Source organism: Stutzerimonas kunmingensis (assembly GCF_032106285.1).
Classification (GTDB): domain Bacteria; phylum Pseudomonadota; class Gammaproteobacteria; order Pseudomonadales; family Pseudomonadaceae; genus Stutzerimonas; species Stutzerimonas kunmingensis_B.
Window position 1 is genome coordinate 32,185 of sequence record NZ_DAMCPO010000018.1, and the last position, 25,245, is coordinate 57,429.

22 protein-coding genes are annotated in these 25,245 nt (G+C 64.3%); 11 read left to right on the forward strand and 11 right to left on the reverse strand.

The features are described 5' to 3' along the window. The first annotated feature begins 31 nt into the window (after nucleotides 1–31). Genes RT582_RS14995 through pdeM form a run of 3 tightly spaced genes read left to right on the forward strand, consistent with a single transcriptional unit; the run spans nucleotide 32 to nucleotide 5,188 of the window. Complete coding sequence (locus tag RT582_RS14995; RefSeq protein ID WP_313478205.1) at nucleotides 32–1,741, forward strand: ATP-dependent DNA ligase; 1,710 nt, start codon at nucleotides 32–34, stop codon at nucleotides 1,739–1,741. Then, a complete protein-coding gene (locus tag RT582_RS15000) occupies nucleotides 1,738–4,470 on the forward strand; it encodes a ligase-associated DNA damage response DEXH box helicase (protein ID WP_313478207.1) in 2,733 nt (910 codons plus the stop codon). Before RT582_RS14995 ends, RT582_RS15000 begins: the two co-directional genes overlap by 4 nt. A gap of 28 nt (nucleotides 4,471–4,498) precedes the next feature. Next, nucleotides 4,499–5,188: a ligase-associated DNA damage response endonuclease PdeM gene (gene pdeM / locus RT582_RS15005; protein ID WP_044315303.1), complete on the forward strand. Its 690-nt coding sequence runs from the start codon at nucleotides 4,499–4,501 to the stop codon at nucleotides 5,186–5,188. On the opposite strand, the gene RT582_RS15010 is transcribed toward pdeM, so the two are convergent. Next, on the reverse strand, nucleotides 5,166–5,399 hold the full coding sequence (locus RT582_RS15010) for a hypothetical protein (protein WP_313478210.1): 234 nt from the start codon (nucleotides 5,397–5,399) through the stop codon (nucleotides 5,166–5,168). The genes pdeM and RT582_RS15010 overlap by 23 nt on opposite strands. A 192-nt stretch (nucleotides 5,400–5,591) precedes the next feature. On the opposite strand from RT582_RS15010, the gene RT582_RS15015 reads away from it, so the two are divergent. Further along, a complete protein-coding gene (locus RT582_RS15015; RefSeq protein ID WP_313478213.1) occupies nucleotides 5,592–6,926 on the forward strand; it encodes an erythromycin esterase family protein in 1,335 nt (444 codons plus the stop codon). Between the two features lie 62 nt (nucleotides 6,927–6,988). Here RT582_RS15015 and RT582_RS15020 read toward each other — a convergent pair whose 3' ends face one another. The 7 genes from RT582_RS15020 to RT582_RS15050 all read right to left on the reverse strand — a co-directional run bounded on the left by RT582_RS15020 (nucleotide 6,989) and on the right by RT582_RS15050 (nucleotide 14,620). Continuing rightward, nucleotides 6,989–7,150, reverse strand: coding sequence for a hypothetical protein (locus tag RT582_RS15020; RefSeq protein ID WP_023447123.1), 162 nt, complete (start codon nucleotides 7,148–7,150; stop codon nucleotides 6,989–6,991). A 108-nt stretch (nucleotides 7,151–7,258) separates the two neighbouring features. After that, entirely contained in the window at nucleotides 7,259–7,798 is a 540-nt protein-coding gene (locus RT582_RS15025; protein WP_014820031.1) for a DUF2058 domain-containing protein, read from the reverse strand. A 111-nt stretch (nucleotides 7,799–7,909) separates the two neighbouring features. Beyond that, complete coding sequence (gene mazG, locus RT582_RS15030) at nucleotides 7,910–8,740, reverse strand: nucleoside triphosphate pyrophosphohydrolase (protein ID WP_313478215.1); 831 nt, start codon at nucleotides 8,738–8,740, stop codon at nucleotides 7,910–7,912. Nucleotides 8,741–8,920: 180 nt separating this feature from the next. After that, nucleotides 8,921–11,164, reverse strand: a complete 2,244-nt coding sequence (gene relA, locus RT582_RS15035; RefSeq protein ID WP_313478217.1) for a GTP diphosphokinase — start codon at nucleotides 11,162–11,164, stop codon at nucleotides 8,921–8,923. Between the two features lie 106 nt (nucleotides 11,165–11,270). Next, on the reverse strand, nucleotides 11,271–12,623 hold the full coding sequence (gene rlmD / locus RT582_RS15040) for a 23S rRNA (uracil(1939)-C(5))-methyltransferase RlmD (protein ID WP_313478220.1): 1,353 nt from the start codon (nucleotides 12,621–12,623) through the stop codon (nucleotides 11,271–11,273). Between the two features lie 85 nt (nucleotides 12,624–12,708). Beyond that, nucleotides 12,709–13,611, reverse strand: a complete 903-nt coding sequence (gene cysM, locus RT582_RS15045) for a cysteine synthase CysM (RefSeq protein ID WP_003303986.1) — start codon at nucleotides 13,609–13,611, stop codon at nucleotides 12,709–12,711. 115 nt (nucleotides 13,612–13,726) lie between these two features. Next, entirely contained in the window at nucleotides 13,727–14,620 is an 894-nt protein-coding gene (locus RT582_RS15050) for an HTH-type transcriptional regulator ArgP (RefSeq protein WP_125897253.1), read from the reverse strand. Nucleotides 14,621–14,760: 140 nt separating this feature from the next. On the opposite strand from RT582_RS15050, the gene RT582_RS15055 reads away from it, so the two are divergent. The 5 genes from RT582_RS15055 to RT582_RS15075 all read left to right on the forward strand — a co-directional run bounded on the left by RT582_RS15055 (nucleotide 14,761) and on the right by RT582_RS15075 (nucleotide 21,871). Then, nucleotides 14,761–15,387, forward strand: coding sequence for a trimeric intracellular cation channel family protein (locus tag RT582_RS15055; RefSeq protein WP_023447120.1), 627 nt, complete (start codon nucleotides 14,761–14,763; stop codon nucleotides 15,385–15,387). A 91-nt stretch (nucleotides 15,388–15,478) separates the two neighbouring features. Next, nucleotides 15,479–18,226 (forward strand): response regulator, encoded by a 2,748-nt coding sequence (locus RT582_RS15060; protein ID WP_313478224.1) that lies wholly within the window; start codon nucleotides 15,479–15,481, stop codon nucleotides 18,224–18,226. A gap of 71 nt (nucleotides 18,227–18,297) precedes the next feature. Beyond that, a complete protein-coding gene (gene mnmC, locus RT582_RS15065) occupies nucleotides 18,298–20,280 on the forward strand; it encodes a bifunctional tRNA (5-methylaminomethyl-2-thiouridine)(34)-methyltransferase MnmD/FAD-dependent 5-carboxymethylaminomethyl-2-thiouridine(34) oxidoreductase MnmC (RefSeq protein ID WP_313478227.1) in 1,983 nt (660 codons plus the stop codon). A 104-nt stretch (nucleotides 20,281–20,384) separates the two neighbouring features. Then, a complete protein-coding gene (locus RT582_RS15070) occupies nucleotides 20,385–20,942 on the forward strand; it encodes a Tll0287-like domain-containing protein (RefSeq protein ID WP_014820024.1) in 558 nt (185 codons plus the stop codon). A 173-nt stretch (nucleotides 20,943–21,115) separates the two neighbouring features. Beyond that, on the forward strand, nucleotides 21,116–21,871 hold the full coding sequence (locus tag RT582_RS15075; protein WP_044315309.1) for a sulfite exporter TauE/SafE family protein: 756 nt from the start codon (nucleotides 21,116–21,118) through the stop codon (nucleotides 21,869–21,871). On the opposite strand, the gene RT582_RS15080 is transcribed toward RT582_RS15075, so the two are convergent. Next, nucleotides 21,865–22,101 carry a DUF1127 domain-containing protein gene (locus tag RT582_RS15080; protein WP_313478312.1) on the reverse strand — a complete coding sequence of 79 codons (237 nt, stop codon included), beginning with the start codon at nucleotides 22,099–22,101 and terminating at the stop codon, nucleotides 21,865–21,867. The two genes, RT582_RS15075 and RT582_RS15080, sit on opposite strands and share 7 nt — an antisense overlap. Before the next feature lie 96 nt (nucleotides 22,102–22,197). Here RT582_RS15080 and RT582_RS15085 point away from each other — a divergent pair, with 96 nt between their 5' ends. Continuing rightward, complete coding sequence (locus RT582_RS15085) at nucleotides 22,198–23,052, forward strand: LysR substrate-binding domain-containing protein (protein ID WP_313478236.1); 855 nt, start codon at nucleotides 22,198–22,200, stop codon at nucleotides 23,050–23,052. 12 nt (nucleotides 23,053–23,064) lie between these two features. On the opposite strand, the gene RT582_RS15090 is transcribed toward RT582_RS15085, so the two are convergent. Next, complete coding sequence (locus RT582_RS15090; RefSeq protein WP_313478239.1) at nucleotides 23,065–23,442, reverse strand: transcriptional regulator; 378 nt, start codon at nucleotides 23,440–23,442, stop codon at nucleotides 23,065–23,067. A 144-nt stretch (nucleotides 23,443–23,586) separates the two neighbouring features. On the opposite strand from RT582_RS15090, the gene RT582_RS15095 reads away from it, so the two are divergent. Further along, the gene (locus RT582_RS15095; RefSeq protein WP_313478242.1) at nucleotides 23,587–23,880 is read left to right on the forward strand and encodes a hypothetical protein; all 294 of its coding nucleotides are present in this window, start codon (nucleotides 23,587–23,589) and stop codon (nucleotides 23,878–23,880) included. Between the two features lie 16 nt (nucleotides 23,881–23,896). On the opposite strand, the gene RT582_RS15100 is transcribed toward RT582_RS15095, so the two are convergent. Then, nucleotides 23,897–25,228, reverse strand: a complete 1,332-nt coding sequence (locus RT582_RS15100; protein WP_003303968.1) for a DEAD/DEAH box helicase — start codon at nucleotides 25,226–25,228, stop codon at nucleotides 23,897–23,899. Between the last annotated feature and the right edge of the window lie 17 nt (nucleotides 25,229–25,245).

Genomic DNA, 25,245 nt, shown 5'->3' on the forward strand with positions numbered 1-25,245 from the left:
CGGCCGCACCACACCGGTACGGAGGCGCCGCATGAAAGCCTTCGCCACCCTCTATAGCCGGCTCGACGCCACCACCTCGAGCAACGCCAAGCTCGCGGCAATGCGCGACTATTTCCGCGAGGCCGATCCGGCCGACGCCGCCTGGGCGGTCTACTTCCTTTCCGGCGGTCGACCTCGCCAACTTGTGCCGACCAAGGTATTGCGCGAAACCGCCATGCAGGCCTCGGCCTTGCCGGAATGGCTGTTCGAAGAAAGTTATCAGGCCGTCGGTGACATGGCCGAAACCATCTCGCTGCTGATGCCCAAGGCCAAGCACAGCTCCGACGATGGCCTCGCCGTATGGATGCAGGACAAGCTACTGCCCTTGCGCGGTCTGCCACCAGAGGAGCTGGCCGAGCGCTTGCCGGCACTATGGGCACAGCTGGACCGGCTCAGCCTGATGGTCTGCATCAAACTGATCACCGGCGCCTTTCGTGTGGGCGTCTCGAAATTGCTGGTCACCCGTGCGCTGGCCTCGCTGGTCGATCTCGATCCGAAACGGGTCGCGCAGCGGCTGGTTGGCTATACCGACCTGTCGCACCGTCCCAGCGCCGAGGGCTACCTCGCGCTGATCGCCGACGAGTCTGAACACGAACATGCGCAGCGCGGCGGCCAGCCCTACCCCTTCTTTCTCGCCCATCCGCTGCAGGCCCCGGTCGAGGAGTTCGACACCCTGCTCAGCGCGCCGGAGAACTGGTTCGTCGAATGGAAGTGGGACGGCATCCGCGCCCAGCTGGTCAAGCGCGACGGGCAGATCTGGGTCTGGTCGCGTGGCGAAGAGCTGGTCAGCGAGCGCTTCCCGGAACTCTGCGAGCTGGCCAGCGAACTGCCGGACGGTACTGTGATCGATGGCGAGATCCTGGTCTGGAAGCACGCCCCCGGCGGGCCTACGACCAATCTTTTCGAACATTCCGATAGTGATGATTCAAAGACAGCCGAACGCTTCGGCGTGCAATCCTTCTCGCTGCTGCAGCAGCGCATCGGGCGCAAGAACCTGACCGCGAAAGTGCTGCAGGACGCCCCGGTCGCAGTGCTCGCCTACGACCTGCTGGAATGGCAGGGCGACGACTGGCGGCAGCGCGAGCACCGCGAACGCCGCCAGCAGCTCGAGGCGGTCGTGGGCCAATGCCCCAGCCCACAGCTGATGCTTTCGCCGCTGGTGAGTGGAACGGATTGGCAGGACCTGGCCCGCCAGCGCGAAGCCTCCCGCTCGCTGGGCGTGGAAGGCATGATGATCAAGGCGCGCGCCGCCCAGTACGGCGTCGGTCGGACCAAGGACGTCGGCGTCTGGTGGAAATGGAAGATCGACCCCTACTCCGTCGATGCCGTGCTGATCTATGCCCAGCGTGGTCATGGCCGCCGCGCCAGCCTCTACACCGACTACACCTTTGCCGTCTGGGACGGTGAACCGGGCTACCCCGAGCGCAAACTGGTGCCCTTCGCCAAGGCCTACTCCGGGCTGACCGACGAGGAAATGCGCAAGGTCGACGCCATCGTGCGCAAGACCACCGTGGAGAAATTCGGCCCCGTTCGCAGCGTGACGCCGACGCTGGTGTTCGAGCTGGGCTTCGAAGGTATCGCCGCCAGCAGCCGGCACAAAAGCGGCATCGCCGTGCGCTTCCCCCGCATGCTGCGCTGGCGCCTCGATAAGCCGGTGGAGGAAGCCGACACGCTGGAGACGCTGAAGGAATTGCTGGGATGAAACCAAGGCACCCGGCACCCCCTCAGCCCTCACCCCAACCCTCTCCCAGAGGGAGAGGGAGCAAGACCGGAGCCATGCCAGACGAAGATGCCGAGCAGCCACACGATCACTCCCCTCTCCCTCCGGGAGAGGGGCTGGAGGTGAGGGACGGGGCCGAGAGCCTCGCTGCGGGCTGGTTTTCCAGCCGTGCCTGGCAACCCTTCCCGTTCCAGCAGGAGGTGTGGCAAGCGATAGGCCATGACGAATCGGGGCTGCTGCACGCCACCACCGGCTCCGGCAAGACCTACGCCGTCTGGCTCGGAGCCCTGAATCGCTTTGCGACCAAGGCACCCTCTTCCACCGCGACGGACAAGGCAGCGCCTTTGACGGTGCTCTGGATCACCCCGATGCGCGCATTGGCGGCCGATACCGCGCGTGCTCTGCAAGCACCGCTAGAAGACCTCGAGATCAACTGGAGCATCGGCCTGCGTACCGGCGACACCAGCAGTTCAGAACGCGCGCGCCAGGGAAGACTGCTACCCAGCGCACTGGTGACCACGCCGGAAAGTCTGACCCTGCTGCTGACCCGCGCCGACGCACGCCAGGCCTTCGCCGGACTGCGCATGCTGGTGGTGGACGAGTGGCATGAGCTGCTGGGCAACAAGCGCGGCGTGCAGTTGCAACTGGCGTTGGCGCGGCTTCGTCAGTGGATGCCGGAGCTCATCGTGTGGGGGCTGTCGGCGACCCTCGGCAACCAGCCCCATGCGCTGGAGGTGCTGTTGCATCCGGGGAGCGGCAAGCTGGTGCAAGGTCGGGTCGACAAGGATCTGCGTGTCGATACCTTGCTGCCGCCGAGCATTGAACGCTTCCCCTGGGCCGGCCATCTCGGGCTGCGCATGCTGCCGCAGGTGGTCGAGCAGATCGACTCGGCGGCCACAACGCTGGTCTTTACCAATACCCGCTCCCAGTCGGAGATCTGGTACCAGGCGATCCTCGGCGCGCGGCCGGACTGGGCCGGGCTGATCGCGTTGCACCACGGCTCGCTCGCTCGCGAGGTACGCGACTGGGTGGAGCTGGGCCTCAAACAAGGTGCGCTGAAAGCGGTGGTCTGCACCTCGAGCCTGGATCTCGGAGTCGATTTTTTACCCGTCGAGCGGGTCCTGCAAATCGGCTCGCCCAAGGGCGTGGCTCGGCTAATGCAGCGGGCCGGTCGCTCCGGGCATGCGCCGGGTCGGACTTCCCGCGTCACGCTGGTGCCTACTCACAGCGTCGAAGTCGTGGAAGCCGCGGCCGCCCAGGTCGCGATCGCCGAACGCCGCATCGAAGCCCGCAGCGCGCCCCATCGACCACTGGACGTACTGGTACAGCACCTGGTGAGCATGGCGCTGGGCGGTGGGTTTCGTCCGGAAGAATTATTCGATGAGGTTAGGCAGGCCTGGTCGTACCGCGATCTCACTGACGACCACTGGCAATGGGCGCTGGCCTTCGTACGGCACGGCGGACATTCCCTGACCGCCTACCCGGATTACCAGCGTGTCGAGCCGGACGACACCGGGCTGTGGAAAGTACCTAGCCGCCGTGTGGCGCTGCGCCATCGCATGAGCATTGGCACCATCGTCAGCGATGCCAGCCTGACGGTGAAATTCTGGGCCAAGGGCGGCAGTGGCCGCTCGCTGGGCACCATCGAGGAAGGCTTCATTGCGCGCCTGCGCCCGGGCGACAACTTCCTCTTCGGCGGCCGTTTGCTGGAGCTGGTACGGGTCGAGAACATGACCGCCTACGTCAGCCGCGCCACGGGAAAGAAGGCCGCCGTGCCCCGCTGGAACGGCGGCCGCATGCCGCTATCGAGCGAACTGGCCGATGCGGTTGTGGAACAACTCGGTGCCGCCTCGCGTGGCCGTTTCGAAAGTGACGAGATGCGCCTGATCGAGCCCCTGCTCCGTGTACAGATGGACTGGTCCGCGCTGCCCACGGAAACCACGTTGTTGGCCGAGGTGATGAAGTCCCGCGAGGGCTGGCACCTGTTCCTCTACCCTTTCGCCGGCCGCCACGTACATCTGGGCCTCGCAAGCCTGCTGGCCTGGCGCATGGGACAGCAGCAGCCGCTGACCTTTTCGATTGCGGTCAACGACTACGGTTTCGAACTGCTTTCTGCGACCGAGGTGGACTGGCTGAAATGGCTGACGCCCGAACTGTTCAGCCAGAAAAATCTGCTGCAGGACGTGCTCGCCAGTCTCAACGCCGGCGAACTGGCACGCCGGCGCTTCCGGGAGATCGCGCGCATCGCGGGGCTGGTTTTCTCCGGATATCCCGGCGCGCAGAAGAGCGCGCGCCAGCTGCAGGCATCCAGCGGCCTGTTCTTCGACGTGTTCCGCCAATACGACCCGGCCAACCTGCTACTTACCCAGGCCGAGGAAGAAGTGCTGCGGCAGGAGCTGGAGGTCGAGCGGCTGGAGCAGACCATGAACCGGCTGCAAGGGCGCCAACTGAACATCCATCAGGTCAGACGCACCACGCCGCTTGCATTTCCTTTGATGGTCGAACGCTTTCGCGAAAGCATGAGTTCGGAAAAACTGGCCGACCGGATCCGCCGCATGGTCGCCGAGCTGGACAAGGCGGCTGGTCCCGGCGGCTATCAGCCTGAGGCGAATGCCAGCATCATGGTCGAACGTGAAACCGCGCCCAAGCGCAAAGCGCGGCAGACCAAGGACGGCACGCCACGCCTCAGGAAGCCGAAACGCGCCCCATGACGCTAGCCTCAGCACGCCCATGTCTCATATGAATCCTTACCAGCCCATCGAACTGGCCGGCAGTACGCTCTGGTTGCTTGCGGAAAAGGCCGTCTACTGGCCTGAGCAGCAGGCGTTGCTGATAGCAGATATACATTTCGGCAAGGCCGCAGCCTACCGGCGCCTGGGCCAGCCCGTGCCCCACGGCACGACCGATGCCAACCTGCGCCAGCTGGACGATCTGCTGGCGCGGTACGCCTGCCGCCAACTGATCTTTCTCGGTGATTTCCTGCACGCGCCGGAGTCCCGTGCACCATCCACGCTGGCCCGCCTGGCCGAATGGCGTGCGCAACATGCGCAACTGGAAATTACGCTGGTGCGTGGCAACCACGACCGCCGTGCCGGCGACCCACCGCGCGAGTTAGACATAAGCGTAGTCAGCGAGCCGTTACTGCTCGGCCCCTATGCCCTGCAGCATGAGCCGGACCCGCATCCGACCCATCACGTACTCGCTGGCCACGTACATCCAGCCTTTCAGCTACATGGCCGCGGCCGCCAGCGCCTGCGCCTGCCTTGCTTCTGCATCGGAGCGCGGCTCAGCCTGCTGCCGGCCTTCGGCAACTTCACCGGAACGATGACGGTGGCAGCCGAAGACAACTGGCAGATTTATGTGATCGGGGATGGAGAGGTCTGGCCGCTGAGACGCCCTGCGCCGGTCAGGCCTGGGATATGCCCGTGATGGTGATGCCATAACGCTCGGCCAGGCGTGTGGCCGGGGTGTCCTCCAGATCGGGCTCGTGCTCGTGCTCGATCTCCTGATCCGGATACAGCTCTTCTGCCTTGCGACTCACCAGTTCCACAGCCTCATCGATATCCGGCTGGTGCGCCGAGTCGATCTTCAGTGTCGCGGTGTTGCCGTCTTTGTTGTACGCAGTGATCCAAGTCGTCATGAAAGTGCCCCTCGCCTTAAAGAAACCCGAGTGGACGTAATAACGCCCATTTTGGTTTTTGTAAGTTTTTAGACCCATCCGGCGTCGGCAGTTCGGTCCCTCACTTCAAAGTTAGCAGCTTTAATTGAATTGCCAGGAACAACCATGCGGACGCCCCGGTCATCCGTATGCAAACACCATGGAGCCGGGAATATGAATGCCTCACCTCTACGCATTACCGAACCGTCCGAAGAGCATTTGGTGAGCTTGCTGCGCCAGCACGCCGAACCGCTGCCCGCTCTGGATGGCCCGCGCTTCGCCGATGCATTCGAACGCTTCGCCGACGCTCGGGTGGTGCTGATCGGTGAAGCCAGCCACGGCACCTCTGAGTTCTACCGCGCCCGGGCCGCGATCACCCGGCGCCTGATCGAGCGCCATGGTTTTTCCATCGTCGCGGTCGAGGCGGATTGGCCCGATGCCGCGCGAATCGACTGCTACTGTCGCCAGCGTGAATCGGTCGCCTGGACAGAGGATGCCTTCAAACGCTTCCCGACCTGGATGTGGCGCAATCGCGAAGTCGACGCTTTTGTCCGCTGGCTGCACGAGCACAATGCTGCACTTGATGCCGCACGGCGCGTCGAGTTTCGCGGCCTGGACGTCTACAGCCTAGGCAGTTCGATCCGCGAGGTGCTGCGTTACCTCGCCCACACCGACCCTGAAGCCGCGGCGGATGCGCGCCAGCGCTATGGCTGCCTGAGCCCCTGGCAGGAAGACCCGGCCGACTACGGTCGAAACGTCATGCTCGGCCAGCCAACCTGCGAACAGGCAGTGATCGAACAGCTGCAGGCCCTGCTCGCCCAGCGTCTCGAATATATCGGCCAGGATGGTGAACGCTTCTTCAACGCCGAACGCAACGCGCGGGTGGTACTGGCCGCGGAGAGTTACTACCGGGCGATGTACCGCGGCTCGACAGAATCCTGGAATCTGCGCGACCGCCACATGTTCGACACCCTGCAGGCTCTGCTCGACCACCGCGGGGCAAACGCGAAAGCGGTAATCTGGGCGCACAACTCGCATATCGGCAATGCTGCGGCGACTTCGATGGGCTGGGGTGGCGAGTTCAACATCGGCGAACTCTGCCGCACCGCCTTCGGTCGCGACGCAGTACTGATCGGCATGGCAACCGATCGCGGCGAGGTGGCCGCGGCGGCCAACTGGGACGAACCGATGCAAATCAAGCAGGTCATCCCGTCACGGTCGGACAGCTGGGAGCAGCTTTTTCTGCGCGCCGGCGTGCCGGCCTCGCTGACCGACTGGCGCAATAATCGCGGCGAATTTCGCAAGGCGCTCAGCCATCCACGGCTTGAGCGTGCGATTGGCGTCATCTACCGGCCGCTGACCGAGCGACAGAGTCACTACTTCCGCGCCATCCTTGCCGAGCAGTTCGATGCGTTGATCTGGTTCGACCAGACGCAGGCGGTGACGCCCATCGGCCCTCAGGACATCGATGCGAGCGTCGTACCGGATACTTACCCGTTCGGCGAGTAAGACGTCATCGCGGCGCCGGAGCGCTGCGACGCCGTCACGCAAGAAAGGAACGGTCAACCGGCTTATGCCACCGGCGCTGGCGGTGGCTGATCGGGCACGGTGGGCTCGCCGGGCTCGGACGGCTGGGTGGGAACACCTGGCTCCTCCGGATCACCCGGAATGCCGGCGGCGTGCCAGCCATCGGTTTCGGCGGCGTGGAAATAGCGATTCGATCGAGCGTCCATGACGTCCTCCACTGCATTAACCCGCAGCTGCGGGCTGGTCTGTAGTAGAGGTCGGGGCAGGCGCTTTCTATCCAACCTTCCGTCGGGCGGCCGGCCTGCCCCAGCGGATTACCACATCAGGTCGTCCGGCACCTGATAGGCGGCGTAGGGATCGTCGGCATCCGGCTCTTCGGTGCGGATGTTGAGCTGCACCACCCGCTGCGGGTCGCGCTCCTGAATCTTAAGCGCCGCTTCACGCGGGATCACTTCGTAGCCGCCGCCATGACGAACGATTGCCAGCGAGCCGCTGGCCAGCTTCTCACGCATCAGCTTGTTCACCGACAGCCGCTTGACCTTCTTGTCGTCGACGAAGTTGTAGTAATCCTCGGTGGTCAGCTTCGGCAGACGGCTGGTCTCGATCAACTGCTTGATCTGCGCTGTACGGGCCTTCTGTTCGGCCTTTTGCTGCTGCTGGCGGTTGAGTTCCTGATCGCGGGCGATCTTTTCCGCCTGCGCCTTCAGTGCCGCTTCGCGCTGCGAATCGTCCTTCTCGACCTGGCCTTTCTTCTCCAGGCGCTGCTGTTTCTGCTTCTGCTTGACGGCCTGCTTGGCCTGCTTTTCGTTGACCAGCCCGGCTTTGAGCAGCTGATCACGGAGGGAAAGACTCATGTTTCGGCTCGTCTCGTCGTGAATTCAAGTGGGACGCGGGTGGACGCTTCGGCCGCCCACCGAGCGGCATTGTGGTGGATGTGAAAAGCCACATCCACCCGGAAAGTGCAGTTAGGCGCAGGACGGCGATCGTTCGGCCTTCTTCGCCTCGCCCCAGAGCACGTCAAGCTCTTCGAGATCGCAGCTCTCGATTGGCCGCCCCGCTTCACGCAAGGCCTGCTCGATGAAGCGAAAACGCCGCTCGAACTTGCCATTCGCGGCACGCAAGGCGTTCTCCGGATCGACCTTGAGATGGCGCGCCAGGTTGACCACGACGAACAGCAGATCGCCAAGCTCTTCGGCAATGGCCTGCGGATCGTTCTCGCTCATTGCCTCCAGCACTTCGCCGAGCTCCTCGCGCACCTTGTCCACCACCGGCAGCGCCTCGGGCCAGTCGAAACCGACCTGCGCCGCGCGCTTCTGCAGTTTCGCGGCCCGACTGAGCGCCGGCAGCGCGCTGGGCACGTCATCGAGCAGGGACAATTGTTCAGGTGCGGCCGCTTTCTCGGCACGCTCTTCGGCCTTGATCTCCTCCCAGCGCTGCTTGATGGCCGCTTCATCGAGGCGCGGCAGCTCCGGCGAGCCGTACAGATCGCCATCGGGGAACACGTGGGGGTGGCGACGGATCAGCTTGCGGGTGATGGCATCGACCACCGTGGCGAACTCGAAACGCCCTTCCTCCCGGGCCAGCTGGCTGTAGTAGACGACCTGAAACAGCAGGTCACCCAACTCGCCGGGCAGATGATCGAAGTCGCCGCTTTCGATGGCATCGGCTACTTCGTAGGCCTCTTCCAGCGTATGCGGCACGATGCTCGCGTAGTTCTGCTGCAGGTCCCACGGACAACCATGCTGTGGATCACGCAGCCGGGCCATCAGGTGCAGGAGATCGTTGAGTTGGTACATGGATTCCTCAGCGAATCGAGGGCTGGTGAGGGCGCTGATGGCATCACAGTGGATGTGAAAAACGACATCCACCCTACGATTCGGTCTCGGGCAAAACGCCCCAAAACCGTATTGCATCGTAGGGTGGATGACGCTTCAACCACCACCATGGCGCAGTAGGCGCCGCCGCTGTGCTGCGCCTTACGTGGCTCTTTGGCGCTTGGCTTCGATGATGTTCGGCAGCTGCGAAATACGGCTGAGCAGGCGACCCAAGGCATTCAGCCCCGGAATCTCGATAGTCAGCGTCATCTGCGCCGTGCTGTCTTCCTTGTTCGAACGAGTGTTCATCGACAGCACGTTGATGCGCTCGTTGAGCAGCATCTGCGAGATGTCGCGCAGCAGGCCGGCGCGGTCGTAGGCACGGATCATGATTTCCACCGGATAGGTCTTCTCCGGTACCGGCCCCCAGCTGACCTGGATGATCCGCTCCGGCTCGCGCCCGGCCAGTTGCAGCACGGACGGGCAGTCCTGACGGTGGATACTGACACCGCGCCCCTGGGTGATGTAACCGACGATGGGATCGCCCGGCAGCGGCTGGCAGCAGCCGGCCATCTGCGTCAGCAGGTTGCCGACGCCCTGGATCTGCACGTCGCCGCGCTTGCCCGGCTTGTACGGCGCCGAGCGCCGCGGAATCAGCTCCAGCTGGTCGTAACCGCGCTCCGGCTCGACCAGCTGTTGCGCCATGTTGACCAGGTGCGCCAGGCGCAGGTCGCCAGCACCCAGCGCGGCGAACATGTCCTCGGCGTTCTTCAGGTTGGCTTTTTCGGCCAGCTTGTCGAAGTCCACCGGCGGCAGATCCAGACGGCCCAGTTCGCGCTCCAGCAGTGCCTTGCCGGCGGCGACGTTCTGATCACGGGCCTGCAGCTTGAACCAGTGGACGATCTTCGCCCGCGAGCGCGAGGTGGTGATGTAGCCCAGGTTGGGGTTCAGCCAGTCGCGGCTCGGCGAGCCGTGCTTGCTGGTGATGATCTCCACCTGCTCGCCGGTCTGCAGGCTGTAGTTGAGCGGCACGATGCGCCCGTTGATCTTGGCGCCGCGGCAGTTGTGGCCGATCTCGGTATGCACCCGATAGGCGAAGTCCAGCGGTGTGGCGCCCTTGGGCAGGTCGATGGCATGGCCGTCGGGGGTGAACACGTAGACCCGATCCGGCTCGATATCCACCCGCAGCTGGTCGGCCAGGCCACCGATGTCGCCGAGCTCTTCGTGCCATTCGAGCACCTGACGCAACCAGGCGATCTTCTCCTCGTAATGGTCGGAGCCGGAATTGACATCGGTGCCCTTGTAGCGCCAGTGCGCGCAGACGCCCAGCTCGGCCTCTTCGTGCATGGCGTGGGTGCGAATCTGCACCTCCAGCACCTTGCCCTCCGGGCCGATCACCGCGGTGTGCAGCGAGCGGTAGCCGTTCTCCTTGGGGTTGGCGATATAGTCGTCGAACTCCTTCGGAATGTGCCGCCACAGCGTATGCACGATCCCCAGCGCGGTGTAGCAATCGCGGACTTCCGGCACCAGCACGCGAACGGCGCGAACGTCGTAGATCTGGCTGAACTGCAGGCCCTTCTTCTGCATCTTTCGCCAGATGGAATAGATGTGCTTGGCACGCCCGTCGATGTCGGGCTGGATGCCGGTCGCAGTCAGTTCGTCCCTGAGTTGCTGCACGACGCTCTGGATGTACTGTTCGCGATCGAGGCGACGCTCGTGCAAGAGCTGGGCGATCTGCTTGTACTGCTCGGGCTCGAGGTATCGGAAGGACAGGTCCTCCAGCTCCCACTTGATATGGCCGATGCCCAGGCGATGGGCCAGCGGCGCGTAGATATCGAAGACTTCGCGGGCGACCCGTTGACGCTTCTCGTCGTCGGCCAGCTTCACCGCGCGAATGGCACAGGTGCGTTCGGCCAGCTTGATCAGCGCGACGCGCACGTCATCGACCATGGCCACCAGCATCTTGCGCAGGTTTTCCACCTGCGCCTGGGAGCCGAGCACGAGCGATTCGCGTGGGTTGAGACTGGCGCTGATCGCCGCCATGCGAAGCACGCCTTCGACCAGCTTGGCCACCACCGGGCCGAAACGCTGGTTCACATCGGCCAGCTGGATCTTGCCTTCGCGCACGCCACGGTAGATAACGGCGGCGACCAGGCTGTCCTGGTCCAGCTTGAGGTCGGCGAGGATCTCGGCGATCTCGAGGCCGATCTGGTAGCTGGAGGTGCCTTCACTCCAGAGGTTCTGCGCCGCATTGGCCTGCTGTTCCGCCTCGCGGGCAAACTCGCAGGCCTCCTTAAGAGCCGCGCGGTCGAGTGCCGGGTCCATCCCCAGCACATGATCGAGCCAGCCATCCAGGTTGATACTACCGTCCGTATTGATCGGCTGAAGCGCTCTGACCTGTACCATCTAAACCTTCCCTTCTGCGCAGCTAATGCGCCATGAACGCCGGCATTCTGCGTGCCGGTCGGTTGAACCACAGGCAATTCGCCTGTCAAGAATGCAGCGTCGAGCGCTAACCCCGCTCGAACAACGCCATGGCCTCGACGTGGGCGGTCTGCGGGAACATGTCCAGCACACCCGCACGCTTCAGGCGATATCCCTGGCTGGCCAGCTCGCGCGCATCGCGCGCCAGGGTGGCCGGATTGCATGAAACATAGACCACGCGCCGCGCCTTCAGCTTCGACATTTGTCGAACGATTTCCAGCGAGCCGTCGCGCGGCGGATCGAGCAGCACCGCGGCAAAATCATTGCGCGCCCAGGGTGCGTCAGCCAGCGGCTTCGACAAGTCGGCCCGATAAAAGTGCGCGTGCGCCAGAGCATTGCGACGGGCATTTTCCTGCGCCCGCGTAACCATCGTCTCTACACCCTCGACACCCACTACTTGAGCGCCCGAGCGCGCCAGCGGCAGGCTGAAATTGCCTAGCCCGCAGAACAGATCAAGCACTGTCTCATCCTGGCCGGCATCCAGCCATTCCAGAGCCTGAGCGACCATCGCATCATTGACCGGCGCGTTGACCTGGACGAAATCGCCCGGACGCCAGGCCAGCTCCAGATCCCAGGCATCCAGTCGGTAACCCAGCGTCGCCGCGGGATCATCCGATTCAGGCTCACCTTCGCCCTGCCACCAGAGCTGCGCTCCATTGTCGGTGGCGAAGCTGCGCAACCGTGCCACGTCTGTTTCCGACAAGGCTGCGGTGTGGCGGATCAGCACCGCCTCGGCCGTACCACTGAAGAGTTCGACGTGGCCGATAACCTGCGGCTTGCTCAGATCACGCAATGCAGCCAGCAATGCCGGCAGCAGCGACTGCAAGGGCTGTACCAGAACCGGGCATTCACTGATGGAGACGATTTCCTGGCTGGCGCTGGCGCGGAAACCGATGTCCAGCTGCTTGCGCTTGACGTCCCAGCGCACCGCCAACCGAGCGCGACGGCGATAGCCGAAAGCCGGTCCCACCAGCGGCTCGGCCCATACCTCCGGCTGCAGATCGGCCACCCGCGCGAACTGCTCGGCGAGCGTGTGCTGTTTCAGCGCAAGCTGATCGGCGACGGGCACATGCTGCAGGTTGCAGCCGCCACATCGGCGAGCATGCGGACAGGGTTCGGCCCGACGCTGCGCACTGGCCTGGAGCACGCGCTCGCAGCGCGCTTCGACGATCTGACTGCGTCCAGCCAGCACGCGCGCCTCGACCTCTTCGCCAGCCAGCGCGCCTTCGACGAACCAGGTGCGCCCCTCGATGAAGGCAATGCCGCGCCCATCATTGGCCAGTCGCTCGATAATCAGGCGCTGCTTCTTGCCGACCGGCACTTGGGGCCTGCGCTCGCCGCCGCTAGGTTGAAAGCGCAGAGCGCCGCTACGTTTGGCCATCAGCTGAAACCTGCGCTGTAGTGTTTGTTGAAAATGTCATGGGCGACGCAATGCGGCGCGTGGGAGCGCACCGCTGATGCGCGAGTCAATTGGGCGCGTCATACACACCGGTCGACAGATAGCGGTCGCCGCGGTCGCAGATGATCGCCACGATCACCGCGTTCTCGACCTCCTGCGACAGACGCAACGCCGCGGCAACGGCGCCACCGGAGGACACGCCACAGAAGATGCCTTCTTCGCGGGCCAGACGGCGCATGACCTGCTCGGCCTCGGCCTGGGACATGTCGACGACGCGGTCGACGCGCTCGGCCTGATAGATCTTCGGCAGGTATTCCTGCGGCCAGCGGCGGATGCCGGGGATGGCCGCCCCCTCCATCGGCTGTAGGCCGACGATCTGCACCGCGGCGTTCTGCTCCTTGAGGTAGCGCGAGACGCCCATGATGGTTCCGGTGGTACCCATGGAGCTGATGAAATGGGTGATGCTGCCGTGAGTCTGCCGCCAGAGCTCCGGCCCCGTGCTGTTGTAGTGCGCCTCCGGGTTGTCGCCATTGGCGAACTGATCGAGCACCTTGCCGCGACCTTCAGCCTGCATCTTCAACGCCAGGTCGCGGGCACCCTCCATGCCCTCTTCCTTGCTGACCAGGATCAGCTCGGCGCCATAGGCGGTCATCGCCGCCTTGCGCTCGGCCGTGGAGTTGTCCGGCATGATCAGGACCATCCGGTAGCCCTTGATCGCCGCCGCCATGGCCAGGGCGATCCCGGTATTGCCGGAGGTCGCCTCGATCAGGGTATCGCCGGGCTGGATGTCGCCGCGCATCTCGGCACGGTTGATCATCGACAGCGCCGGGCGGTCCTTGACCGAACCGGCCGGATTGTTGCCCTCGAGCTTGACCAGAATGGTGTTGCTGGTCTTACCCGGCATCCGCTGCAGGCGAACCAGCGGGGTGTTGCCGATGCAATCGGCAATGGTCGGATAGTGTGTAGTCATGGCGTCGCACGGCAGCGGAAAAGGTTGCCATGATACCGGCAACGCTCGACGACGGGCAGACCGTCTCTGCCTGTCCGGCACGACATCGGCTCACCCACCGCCCCTCCCGATCAGGCTATGGCCGCGCGAGGATCTTCGGCGCCGCTTCGATGATCTGCCGCGAAAGGTGCTCCATACGCGGTGATTGCACCTTCCACGTATGCCAGTACAGGGCGATTTCCAAGGGCTCGTCGGCCGCCAGATCGACCACCTCACCAGTCTGCAACGCATCATGCAGCAACAGTTCCGGCACCATCCCGTACCCCAGCCCGTAGCGGATCGCGCTGAAATGCGGTTCGGCACCGGGGACGAAATGGCAGGGATAGGCGCCCTCCGGCAGCCCGAAGCGGCGCAGCAGGAACGACGACTGCAGGGTGTCCTTGCGCGTGTAGGCAACCACCGGCGCCTTGCGCGCGGCGTTGCGGGTCAGCCCGTTGGCAAAATGCTTCTGCCGGAACTCGCTGGATGCCACCAGTCGGTAGCGCATGCTGCCCAGCGGGCTGGCCGTGCAGCCACGCATCGGCTTGGGCTCGGTGCTGATGCAACCGATCGCCAGCCCCGTCTCCAGCAGGCTGTAGGTGTGATCCTGGTCCTCGACGGTGAGATCGAGCAAGACCCGCTCGCGGATCAGCACCTCGGCCAGCGCCGGAAAGAACCAGGTGCCCAGGCTGTCGGCATTGAGCGCCGCGACCACGACCAGTGGCGCATCGCTACGCTCGGCGAGGTCCGCCAGCAGATCGGCCTCGAGCAGGGTGGCGCGTTTGAGGTACTGCAGCAGGCGCTGACCGGTTTCGGTGGGTCGGCAGGGTCGACTGCGCACAACCAAGGCGCTGCCCAGCGCACTCTCCAGTGCGCGCACCCGCTGTGAAATCGCCGGTGGCGTCAGGTGCAGGCGCTGCGCAGCCTGTTCGAAGCTGCCAGTACGGATCACCGTGCGAAATGCTTCAGTCTGCTTCGGATCGAGATTCATGCGACCTGCCGATTAAGAAAATGTTTGGATGGCCTAAAAATACTTAGCCACGACAAATTTAACCAGCATTGCTCCATAATCGCGCATCCCCCGCTGCAGCGCCCCACTGGTGTGCAGCCCAGCCCGTCCGGAGTATCGTCGTGGAACTGCTGCACACCATCTACCTGATCGCCATCACGGCCGAAGCAATGTCCGGCGCCATCATGGGCATGCGCCGCGGCATGGACCTGTTCGGCATCTGCCTTCTCGGCACCGTGACGGCGCTGGGTGGCGGCACCGCGCGGGACGTGCTGCTCGGTCATTATCCGGTCGGCTGGATCGCTCACCCGGAGTATCTGACCTTCACCATCGGCGCGGCGATCGTCACCGGCTTCATCGCCCGCCACCTGCATCACCTGCGCATGGTCTTCCTGCTGGTGGATGGCCTCGGCCTGGTGGCGTTCACCGTGATCGGCTGCGATGTGGCAATGGGCATGGGCGCGCACCCGTCCATCGTCGTACTGGCTGGCGTGATCACCGGTATCTTCGGCGGGCTGATGCGCGACGTGTTGTGCAACCAGGTGCCGATGGTGCTGCAGCGCGAGCTGTACGCCACCGTCGCGCTGTTCACCGGCGTGTTCTACGTCGGCATGCTGTGGCTGGAGATCAATACCACGCTGGCCACTCTGGCGGCATTGGGCTGCGGCTTCCTGTTCCGCGTACTGGCGATGACCTTCCACTGGAAACTGCCGGACTTCAACGGCAAGGAAATCCGCGGCCTCGACTGAGGCTGCGACGCCACGGCAAGACCTGGCGTGCAGATTCCACCGAGCCGAGTCGCTACACTAGCGCGCTGCAATCAGGATCGGTGGACGGACTGTGCTGAAAGACCTAGGAATTCGTGGCCGCGTGCTGATGCTGACGCTGCTGCCCAGCACCTTGCTGGCGGTGGTGCTCGGTGCCTACTTCACCTGGATGCAGCTGTCCGAGATGCGCCACCAGCTCGACGAACGCGGCCAGCTGATCGCCGAGCAGCTGGCGCCACTGGCCGCGCCCGCCATGAATCTGGGCTACGACAAACGCCTGCAGCGCATCCTGACCCAGGTGCTGGATCAGGCCGACGTCCGCGCCGTGACCATTCTCGATCCCGAACGCGTTCAACGCGTACACGCCGGCCCGCGAATGCTGACCCCGCCTCCGCCGAGCGATCCGGAGAGCCTGACCCGCGTCAGCAGCATGGACCACACGCGCATTCTCATGCCGGTGCTCAGCCGCCACCTCAACCTCGCCGACGAAACCCGCGGGCCGGACGAAAAGCTGATCGGTTGGCTGGAGCTGGAACTGTCGCACCACAACACCCTGCTGCGTGGCTATCGCAGCCTGCTGACCAGCCTGTTTCTGGTGAGTGCCGGCCTGATCATCACCGCCCTGCTGGCTCTACGCATGAGCCGCGCCATCAGTCTGCCGCTTCAGCGTGTCAAAGGCGCCGTCGCGCAGCTCAAGGACGGCCACCTGGAAACCCGCCTGCCACCATTGGGCAGCCATGAAATGGACGAGCTCGCGTCCGGCATCAACCGCATGGCCGAAGCACTGCTCAGCGCCCGTGAAGAACTGCAGCAGAGCATTGATCAGGCCACCGAGGATGTGCAGCAGAACCTGGAAACCATCGAGATCCAGAACATCGAACTGGACCTGGCGCGCAAGGAGGCCCTGGAGGCCAGCCGGATCAAATCCGAATTCCTCGCCAACATGAGCCACGAGATCCGCACGCCACTGAACGGCATCCTCGGCTTCACCCAGCTGCTGCAGAAAAGCGACCTCACTCCGCGCCAGCAGGATTATCTGGGCACCATCGAGCAGTCCGCCGACAGCCTGCTCGGAATCATCAACGAGATACTCGACTTCTCCAAGATCGAGGCCGGCAAGCTGGTGCTCGACAGTGTCCCGTTCAACCTCCGTGATCTGATCGAGGACACACTGACCATCCTCGCCCCGGCTGCACACACCAAGCATCTGGAGCTGGTCAGCCTCGTCTATCGCGACACGCCGCTGTCGCTGCTGGGCGATCCGCTGCGCCTCAAACAGGTGCTGACCAATCTGATCAGCAACGCCATCAAGTTCACCAACGAAGGCACCATCGCCGTCCGCGCCATGGTCGAGGACGACAATACCGATCGCGCCCAGCTGCGCATCAGCGTGCAGGACACCGGCATCGGCCTGACCGATCAGGACCTGCGCGCGCTGTTCCAGGCCTTCAGCCAGGCGGACAACTCCATGTCGCGCCAGCCCGGCGGTACCGGCCTTGGACTGGTCATTTCCAAACGACTGATCGAGCAGATGGGCGGCGAGATCGGTGTCGACAGCATCCCCGACGAAGGCTCCGAGTTCTGGATCAGCCTCAGCCTGCCGAAGGCGCGGGATGACATCGAAGACCTGCCGCACCCGGCCTTGCAGGGCCGGCGGATCGCATTGCTGGAGCAGCACCCACTGGCCCGCCAGGCATTGCAGCATCAGCTGGAAAGCCTCGGCCTCGAAGTGCACACCTTCGATACCCTCGACCAGATGCAGGAAACCATCAGCGCTCAGCGCCAGGGCAGCCAGCTGATCGACCTCGCCGTGCTCGGCGTCACCGGCCGCGAAATCGAGCCGGACGCTCTCAGCCGGCGCCTGATGGAAATCGAGGCGCTCGGCTGCAAATGCGTGGTGCTGTGCCCGACCACCGAGCAGGGCCACTACCACGACGCCCTCCCGGTAGCCCACAGCTATACCCAGCTGCAGGGCAAACCCGCCTGCACGCGCAAGCTGCAACGCGTACTGGTGGCGCTGGTACGCCCCAACCAAAGCTACCCGGAACCCACCGCAGCTGCGCCCGACCGGCCGGCGCGTGTGCTTTGCGTGGATGACAATCCGGCCAACCTGCTGCTGGTAAAAACCTTGCTCGGCGATATGGGCGCCGAAGTCGTTGCGGTGGATAACGGCCCCGCCGCGCTGGACGCGGTCAAGCAGCATGCGTTCGACCTGATCCTGATGGACGTGCAAATGCCCGGCATGGACGGCCGACAGGCCACCGAAGCCATTCGCCACTGGGAGCACACCAACAACAGCGCGCCGTTACCGATCATCGCGCTCACGGCTCATGCACTGGCGAACGAGAAACGCTCGCTGCTGCAGAGCGGCATGGACGACTACCTGACCAAGCCGATCAGCGACCGGCAGCTGGCCCAGGTGGTGCTGAAGTGGACCGGCCTGGCCCTGCGCAGCCAGCCGCAGCGTGCAGCGGAGCCGCCGCAGCAGGCTGAACCGAGCCTGAAAGTGCTGGATGAGGAAGAAGGCCTGCGCCTGGCGGCAGGTAAGGCCGATCTCGCCGATGACATGCTCGGCATGCTGCTGCAGTCACTGGAAGGCGACCGCCGAACCATTCGCGAAGCCCGCCAGGCAGGGGATCGCCAGGCGCTGATCGAGCGCCTGCATGGCGCCACCCGTTATTGCGGCGTGCCGCAGTTGCGCAACGCCTGCCAGCAGAGCGAGACCCTGCTCAAGCAGAACCATCCGGACAGCGAGGCCGCGCTCGATGAGCTGGACGCCGCCATCAGCCGCCTGGAGCAGGAAATCCAGGTCGACGGCTGATCGACCGTGCCGGGCGCTTCATCTGCGCCCGGCGACGCCCATCGCGTTGCACCGTTCTTTCAGGAACCAGCATGAACGACCACCCCGCTTCCGACGCCTTCCAGCATGCCGAACTCGACTGGGACGAGAACGGCCTGCCGCAGTCCCGCCAGTACGGCGACGTGTACTTCTCCCGCGCCAGCGGCATGGCCGAGACCGAACATGTGTTCCTCACGCAGAACGATCTGCCCCAACGCTTCGCCGCGCTACAGGACAACCAGCGCCTGGTGATTGGTGAGACCGGCTTCGGTACCGGGCTGAACTTTCTTTGTGCATGGCATCTGTTCGAGCGCGTAGCCCACCCGCAGGCGCGGCTGCACTTCATCAGCGTCGAAAAACACCCGCTGACCCGCGAGGACCTGCAGCGCGCACTGGCGCTGTGGCCGGAGCTGCGAGAGCAGTCCGAGCAACTGCTGCAACAGTACGTGGCGCTGAATCCGGGCTATCAGCGTTTCGTCTTCGCTGGCGGCCGCGTTGTGCTGACCCTGCTGATCGGCGACGTGCTCGAATGCCTGCCGAGCCTGGATGCGCAGGTCGATGCCTGGTTCCTCGACGGCTTTGCCCCGGCGAAGAATCCGCAGATGTGGCAACCGATGCTGTTCGCCGAGCTGGCCAGGCTTTGCGCGCCCGACGCAACGCTGGGCACGTTCACCAGCGCCGGCTTTGTGCGGCGCGGCCTGATCGAGGCCGGCTTCGACATGCAGCGGGTGCCCGGCTACGGCCACAAACGCGAGATTCTGCGCGGGCGCCTGCGAGCCGCCAACGTCAGCATTTCGGACAAGCCCTGGTTCGCTCGCCCGGGCTATACGACGGCCGAACGCCACGCGGTAATCATCGGCGCCGGCCTGGCCGGCTGCGCGACGGCTGCATCGCTGGCCGCTCGCGGCTGGAAGGTGACCGTCCTCGAGCGGCACGCCGCGGCGGCACAGGAAGGCTCAGGCAACCCGCAAGGCGTGCTCTACCTCAAGCTTTCTGCCCACGGCACCGCACTGTCGCGGCTAGTGGTCAGCGGCTTCAGCTACACGCGCCGGTTGCTGAGCAATCTGCAAGCAGGCCAGGACTGGCAGGCATGCGGCGTACTGCAACTGATCTACGACGAAAAGGAGCGCGAACGCCAGGCCGAGCTGGCGGCAGCCTTCCCGGCCTCGCTGGTCCATCCGCTGTCGCGCGAAGCCGCTGAGGCGCTGGCAGGAGTGGCCCTGGCCGAGGGCGGATTGTTCTACCCCGAAGCCGGCTGGGCCAACCCACCGGCGCTATGCCAATGGCTGCTGCGGCGACCGGGAATCGAGCTGTACAGGCATCATGAAGCGCTCGAATTGCGCCGCAACGGGCAATCCTGGCAGGTGCTCGACGGCCAAGCATTGTTGGCCGAAGCGCCCGTGGTGGTCCTGACCGGCGCGGCGGACGCCGCGCGTTTCAGCCAGAGCGCCTGGCTGCCGCTCAAGCGTATTCGCGGGCAGATTTCCTGCCTGCCGGCAAACACCCAGAGCGGCCAGCTGCGCACCGTGCTGTGCGCCAAGGGCTACGTCGCGCCACCCCGAGATGGCACGCACACGCTGGGTGCCAGCTTCAACTTCCAGCAGACCGACGATACCCCCAGCGTCGCCGAACACCAGGCGAATCTGGAAATGCTCGAGCAGATTTCCGCGGATCTGTACCAGCGTCTGCAGGCGGACCCGCAACGTACCGAGGAGCTGGACGGGCGCGTGGCATTTCGCTGTACCAGCCCGGACTATCTGCCGCTGATCGGGCCACTGGCCGAGCCCGAGGCCTTCGCCGAAACCTATGCGGCGTTGGGCAAGAACGCCCGTCAGTCGCTGCACGCGCCCTGCCCGTGGCTCGACGGGCTCTACGTCAATACTGCACATGGTTCGCGCGGAATGATCAGCGCCCCGCTGTCCGGCGAGCTGCTGGCCGCCTGGCTGGACAACGAACCGTTGCCGCTGCCTCGGGACGTCGCCGAAGCCTGCCACCCCAATCGTTTCCTGCTACGCAAGCTGATTCGCGGCACCTGAGACGTTCCGATGCCCGAGCCGCTGCCTACCGCAGGCTGTGGCTTGCATCGTGCGTTGCCTGCACGGATACTCCCCCCACTATATTTCACATCCTGGGAGGCATCATGAAATCACTGTCTTTGCTGACGCTCGGCTGGTTTGCATTGCAGGCCCACGCCGCGCCTGACGTCGATACCGAGCAGCTGCGCGGCGAGGCTGCCAGCCTGATTCCACCGTTCCAGCAGCAGTTGCTTGGCACGGTCAAGCAGGCGATGGCAGACGGTGGCCCGGCGGAAGCCGTCAAGGCATGCCGTCTTCTCGCGCCGGAAATCGCCAGCCAGCATAGCCAGGCGCCCTGGAAGGTAGGCCGCACCGCGCTGAAGCTGCGCAATCCGGACAACGCGCCAGACACCTGGGAGCGCTCGGTGCTGGAGCAGTTCGCCAAGCGTTCGGCTGCAGGTGAACCGATCGAACAGCTCAAGCATGGTGAGATAGTGGCAGGCGAGTACCGCTACATGCAGGCGATCGGCACCGCTGAGGCCTGCCTGGGTTGTCACGGCGAAAAGATCAAGCCGGAGCTGGTGGAGCTGATCGACCAGCACTACCCGCAGGATCAGGCCCGCGGGTTTCGCGAGGGCGATCTGCGCGGCGCCTTCACCCTCAGCCGTGCCCTGCCACGCTGATAGGCCGTACACTCCGTCGGCGGGTGCGTGGCACCGCTGCGACCCGCCGTTCATCCAAGAAACGCTCGCCAGCGCGAGCGTACCAACGATGGACGATGGAACGCTGACGACGGAGCACGCATGCAAACCGATACGGTCCCTACCATTCCCCTGGCATCCGGCAGCTTTGCCTGATGGACGTTCTACTGCTGGAAGCACTGGGCATCGGCCTCATTCTCGGCCTGTTGCTTGGCCTCACCGGCGCCGGTGGCTCGTTGGTCGCCCTGCCCCTGCTACTCAGCCTGCACCTGCCATTGCGCGATGCCATCGGCGTCAGCCTCGGTGCGGTGGCCATGTCCGCACTCATCGGCGCGATTCCGCGGGCACGGCTCGGCCAGATCGCCTGGCGCCCGGTCATGCTGCTGGCTGTCTGCGGCTTGCCGGGCAACGCTACCGGTCAATGGCTCGGGCAGTTCATACCGGAGCGCGCACTGATCATCGGTTTCTGCCTGTTGGTGCTGTGGTCCGCCTGGCGCATGTGGCGCGGCGCCAACCTGCCGGCCAAGGAGAACGTCGAGGACCGACAGATGGCGCTGCTGGGCATCGGCGTTGGCGTTGGCCTGCTCTCCGGGCTGATGGGTGTCGGCGGCGGCTTTCTCATCGTCCCGGCGCTGCTCTGGTTTACTTCGCTATCGCTGCTCAGCGCCATGGCCACCTCGATGGCGGTGATCGCCGTCGTCAGCGGCGGTGGCTTCCTGCTCTACCTCACCGATGCCGAGCCACCGCTACCGCTGCTCGGTGGCCTGGCGCTGGGCGGTGCCTTCGGCGTGCTGGCCGGTAACCGCCTGGCGCAATACCTCAACAGCAGTCTGCTGCAGCGCCTGTTCGCGCTGATGTTGGTCACCGTCAGCCTGTCGCTGGGGATTCAAAAGCTGGTGCTGGGTCACTGACGATCAGGGTCGTCCCAAAACGGCCGGTTCGCTTCCCATTCGATGTCGGCACGGCTGCGGCCGATGTCCTTGAGCATGTCTTCACCGAGCGCGGCCAGCTGGCGCCGTTGGCGTGCCAGTTCGTTCCAGCGCTGCAGCTTGTGCCAGGCCTGTCGCAGCAATCCCGGCGCGGGTGCCCGAAGTGCCTTCGGCAGATGGAAAGATTGTAAAGCGACTTTGTGCATGTTCATCACGACGCCCTCCAGTTGGGTTGGCGTCAGTCTCGCGCCCGGATTAAGATCAATCCAACGAATGTTCCTGATGCCTTGCATCTCGAGGATTGATGAATGGCCAACTACCCGAATATCGACACCGAACTGCTGCGCAGCTTCGTGGCCATCGCTGACCACGGTGGCTTCACCCGTGCCGCAGCCGCGGTGAACCGCACCCAGTCGGCGGTGAGCATGCAGATGAAACGCCTGGAAGAGGATGTGTTGCAGCGTCCGTTATTCGAGCGCAACGGTCGGCAGGTCAGGTTTACTGCCGAGGGCCAGATACTGCTGGGCTACGCGCGGCGCATTCTCAAACTGCACGGCGAAGTCATGACCACCCTGCGCCAGCCACACATGGTCGGCGCGGTACGCATCGGCACGCCGGACGACTATGTCATGCGCTTTCTACCCGGCATTCTTTCGCGCTTCGCCCAGGCGTATCCGCTGGTGCAAGTCGAGGTGCATTGCGAGCCATCGACCCAGTTGTTGCAGCGACGGGATCTGGACCTGAGCATCGTCACCCGCGAACCGGGCACCGAGATTGGCCAGTTGTTGCGCCAGGAGCACGTCGTCTGGGCCGCCGCCCCGGGCTTCGACCTGCATGAGCATCGCCCCCTGCCGCTGGCAACGTTCAATACCGATTGCTTCTGTCGCGCCTGGGTATGCAATGCGCTGGATGCGCGGGAAATCGAGTACCGGATCGCCTATAGCAGCCCGAGCCTGTCGGCGATCATGGCGATCGTGGGTGCGGGATTGGCGCTGACCGCGCAGCTGCAGAGCCTGATTCCTGCCGATCTGCAGATACTCGGTGAAACGGAGGGCCTGCCGCGCCTGCCTCAAACCAGCATCGTGCTGCTGCGCAACCCGCAGCAGCAGTCGCCGGTCAGCGAAACGCTCGCCGGCTACATCGCCGATGGCTTTCGCCTGTAACGACAACGCCGGTCATGGGCGACCGGGCGCCATCTCGTCGAACACTTCCGGCACCAGCGCCGCATCGCCCTTGTCCGCCAGGTGCTGGCGCTGCGTCTCCTGCGGATCGTCAAGGATCGAAAGCAAACGCGAGCCGCGCTCGGTAAGGACGAAATTCTCGCCATTGCCGCCCTCCTCCTCGGGCCGCGACACGATGAAGCCACCTTCGAATAGCAAGCTTTCGTAGTCGGCCGCCTCGGCACGCAGGCTGTCAAGATTCGGCATCGGCTGACCTTCACTTTCCATCTGCGTCGCATGTTCTTCGGCGTAGTGGCGTGGCTTGAAACTGTCATTGGCGCCGCGTTGAACTTCATGCAACAGACGCTGGATAAGGCCCCAGTTATAGCTCATGGTCGTTCTCCCTCAGCAGATGTCCGCCTCACGAATGAGGCGCCTACTGATTGGGACCTTTCACCACGTCGACCGGTTCGTTGTCTGAACTAAAGTGGCGGCGCTGCGATCCACCGTTCAGACCGATTGAACGAGGAGCGAGCCATGAAATTGCTGATGATTGCCCTGACCGCCGCCGCACTGGCCAGCCCGACCGTGCACGCCGCGTGCACCCCGGACGAAGTGAATGCCAAGGCCGAACAGCTGGCCGAACGCGTCAATCAGCTCACCAAGAGCAATCCGGAGCGCGCCAAGGAAATCAATGAGGAGATTCGCCAGATGGAAGCCAAGCGCACCGCCGACCAGTTGGGCGACGAGTGCGAGGCCTATGACAAGCGTCTGAAGCAGATCGAGGAAGCGGAGCGCGAGGCAGATATGCCGGCTGACGCTCAGCGCTGAGGCTGAAGGCCGACGGTTACTCGGCCGTCGGCTTCTTGCGCTTGAGCGGTGCCATTCCATCCTGGCTCACCACCGGCGATGGTGACTCGCGCTTTGCGCCGTTCGGGCGCTTGCCGGCAGGTTTGGATTTCTTCTCGGTGCCTTTCTTCTTTTCGATCTTTTTCTTCTTGGTGCCAGCGGCCTTGCCCGAGGCTTTCAGGTTCTTCGGGCCCATGTAGCTACCTTTTAGCCCCTTGATCACCCGTCGCTCGAAGCGCTGCTTGAGATAACGCTCGATGCTCGACATCAGGTTCCAGTCGTTGTGGCAGATCAGCGAGATCGCCAGCCCTTCGCCACCGGCGCGCCCCGTACGACCGATACGGTGCACGTACTCGTCACCCGAGCGCGGCATGTCGAAGTTGATCACCAGATCCAGCCCTTCGATATCCAGCCCGCGCGCCGCCACGTCGGTCGCGACCAGCACCTTGACGCCGCCTTCCTTGACCCGGTCGATCGCCAGCTTGCGGTCTTTCTGGTCCTTGTCGCCATGCAGCACGAACGCCTTCACGCCCTCGGCAACGAGCCGGCCGTAGAGGCGGTCGGCCTGTACGCGGGTGTTGGTGAAGATCACCGCCTTCTTGTACGTCTCGTTGGCGAGCAGCCAGTGCACCAACTTTTCCTTATGTTCGGTGTTTTCGGCAGTGATGATCTGCTGGCGCGTGCCTTCGTTGAGTTCGCTGACGCGGTTGAGCTGCAGGTGCAGCGGATCGCGCAGCACGCTGGCGGTCATCTCGCGCAGCGCGGCGCCGCCACTGGTCGCGGAAAACAGCAGCGTCTGCTGGCGTTTGGCGCACTCGCCGACCAGACGCTGCACGTCCTCGGCAAAGCCCATGTCGAGCATGCGGTCGGCTTCGTCGAGGATCAGCATCTCGACATCCTTGAGGACCAGCGTGCCGGCATTCAGGTGCTCGATCATGCGCCCAGGCGTGCCGATGAGGATGTCCGGCACCTTGCGCATGACTGCGGCCTGGACCTTGAAGTCCTCGCCCCCGGTAATCATCGCCGACTTGATGAAGGTGAATTGCGAGAAACGCTCGACCTCCTTCAGCGTCTGCTGCGCCAGCTCTCGGGTCGGCAACAGAATCAGCGCCCGAACATCGGTGCGCACCACGGCATCGCCAATCAGCCGATTGAGCATCGGCAGTACGAAGGCGGCGGTCTTGCCGCTGCCAGTCTGTGCCGTCACCCGCAGGTCACGCCCTTCCAGCGCCGGCGGAATGGCCGCCACCTGCACTGGAGTCGGCTCGACGAATTTGAGTTCGGCGACAGCCTTTAGCAGGCGTTCGTGCAGGGCGAATTGGTCAAACAAGGGAGCTACCTCGGAGG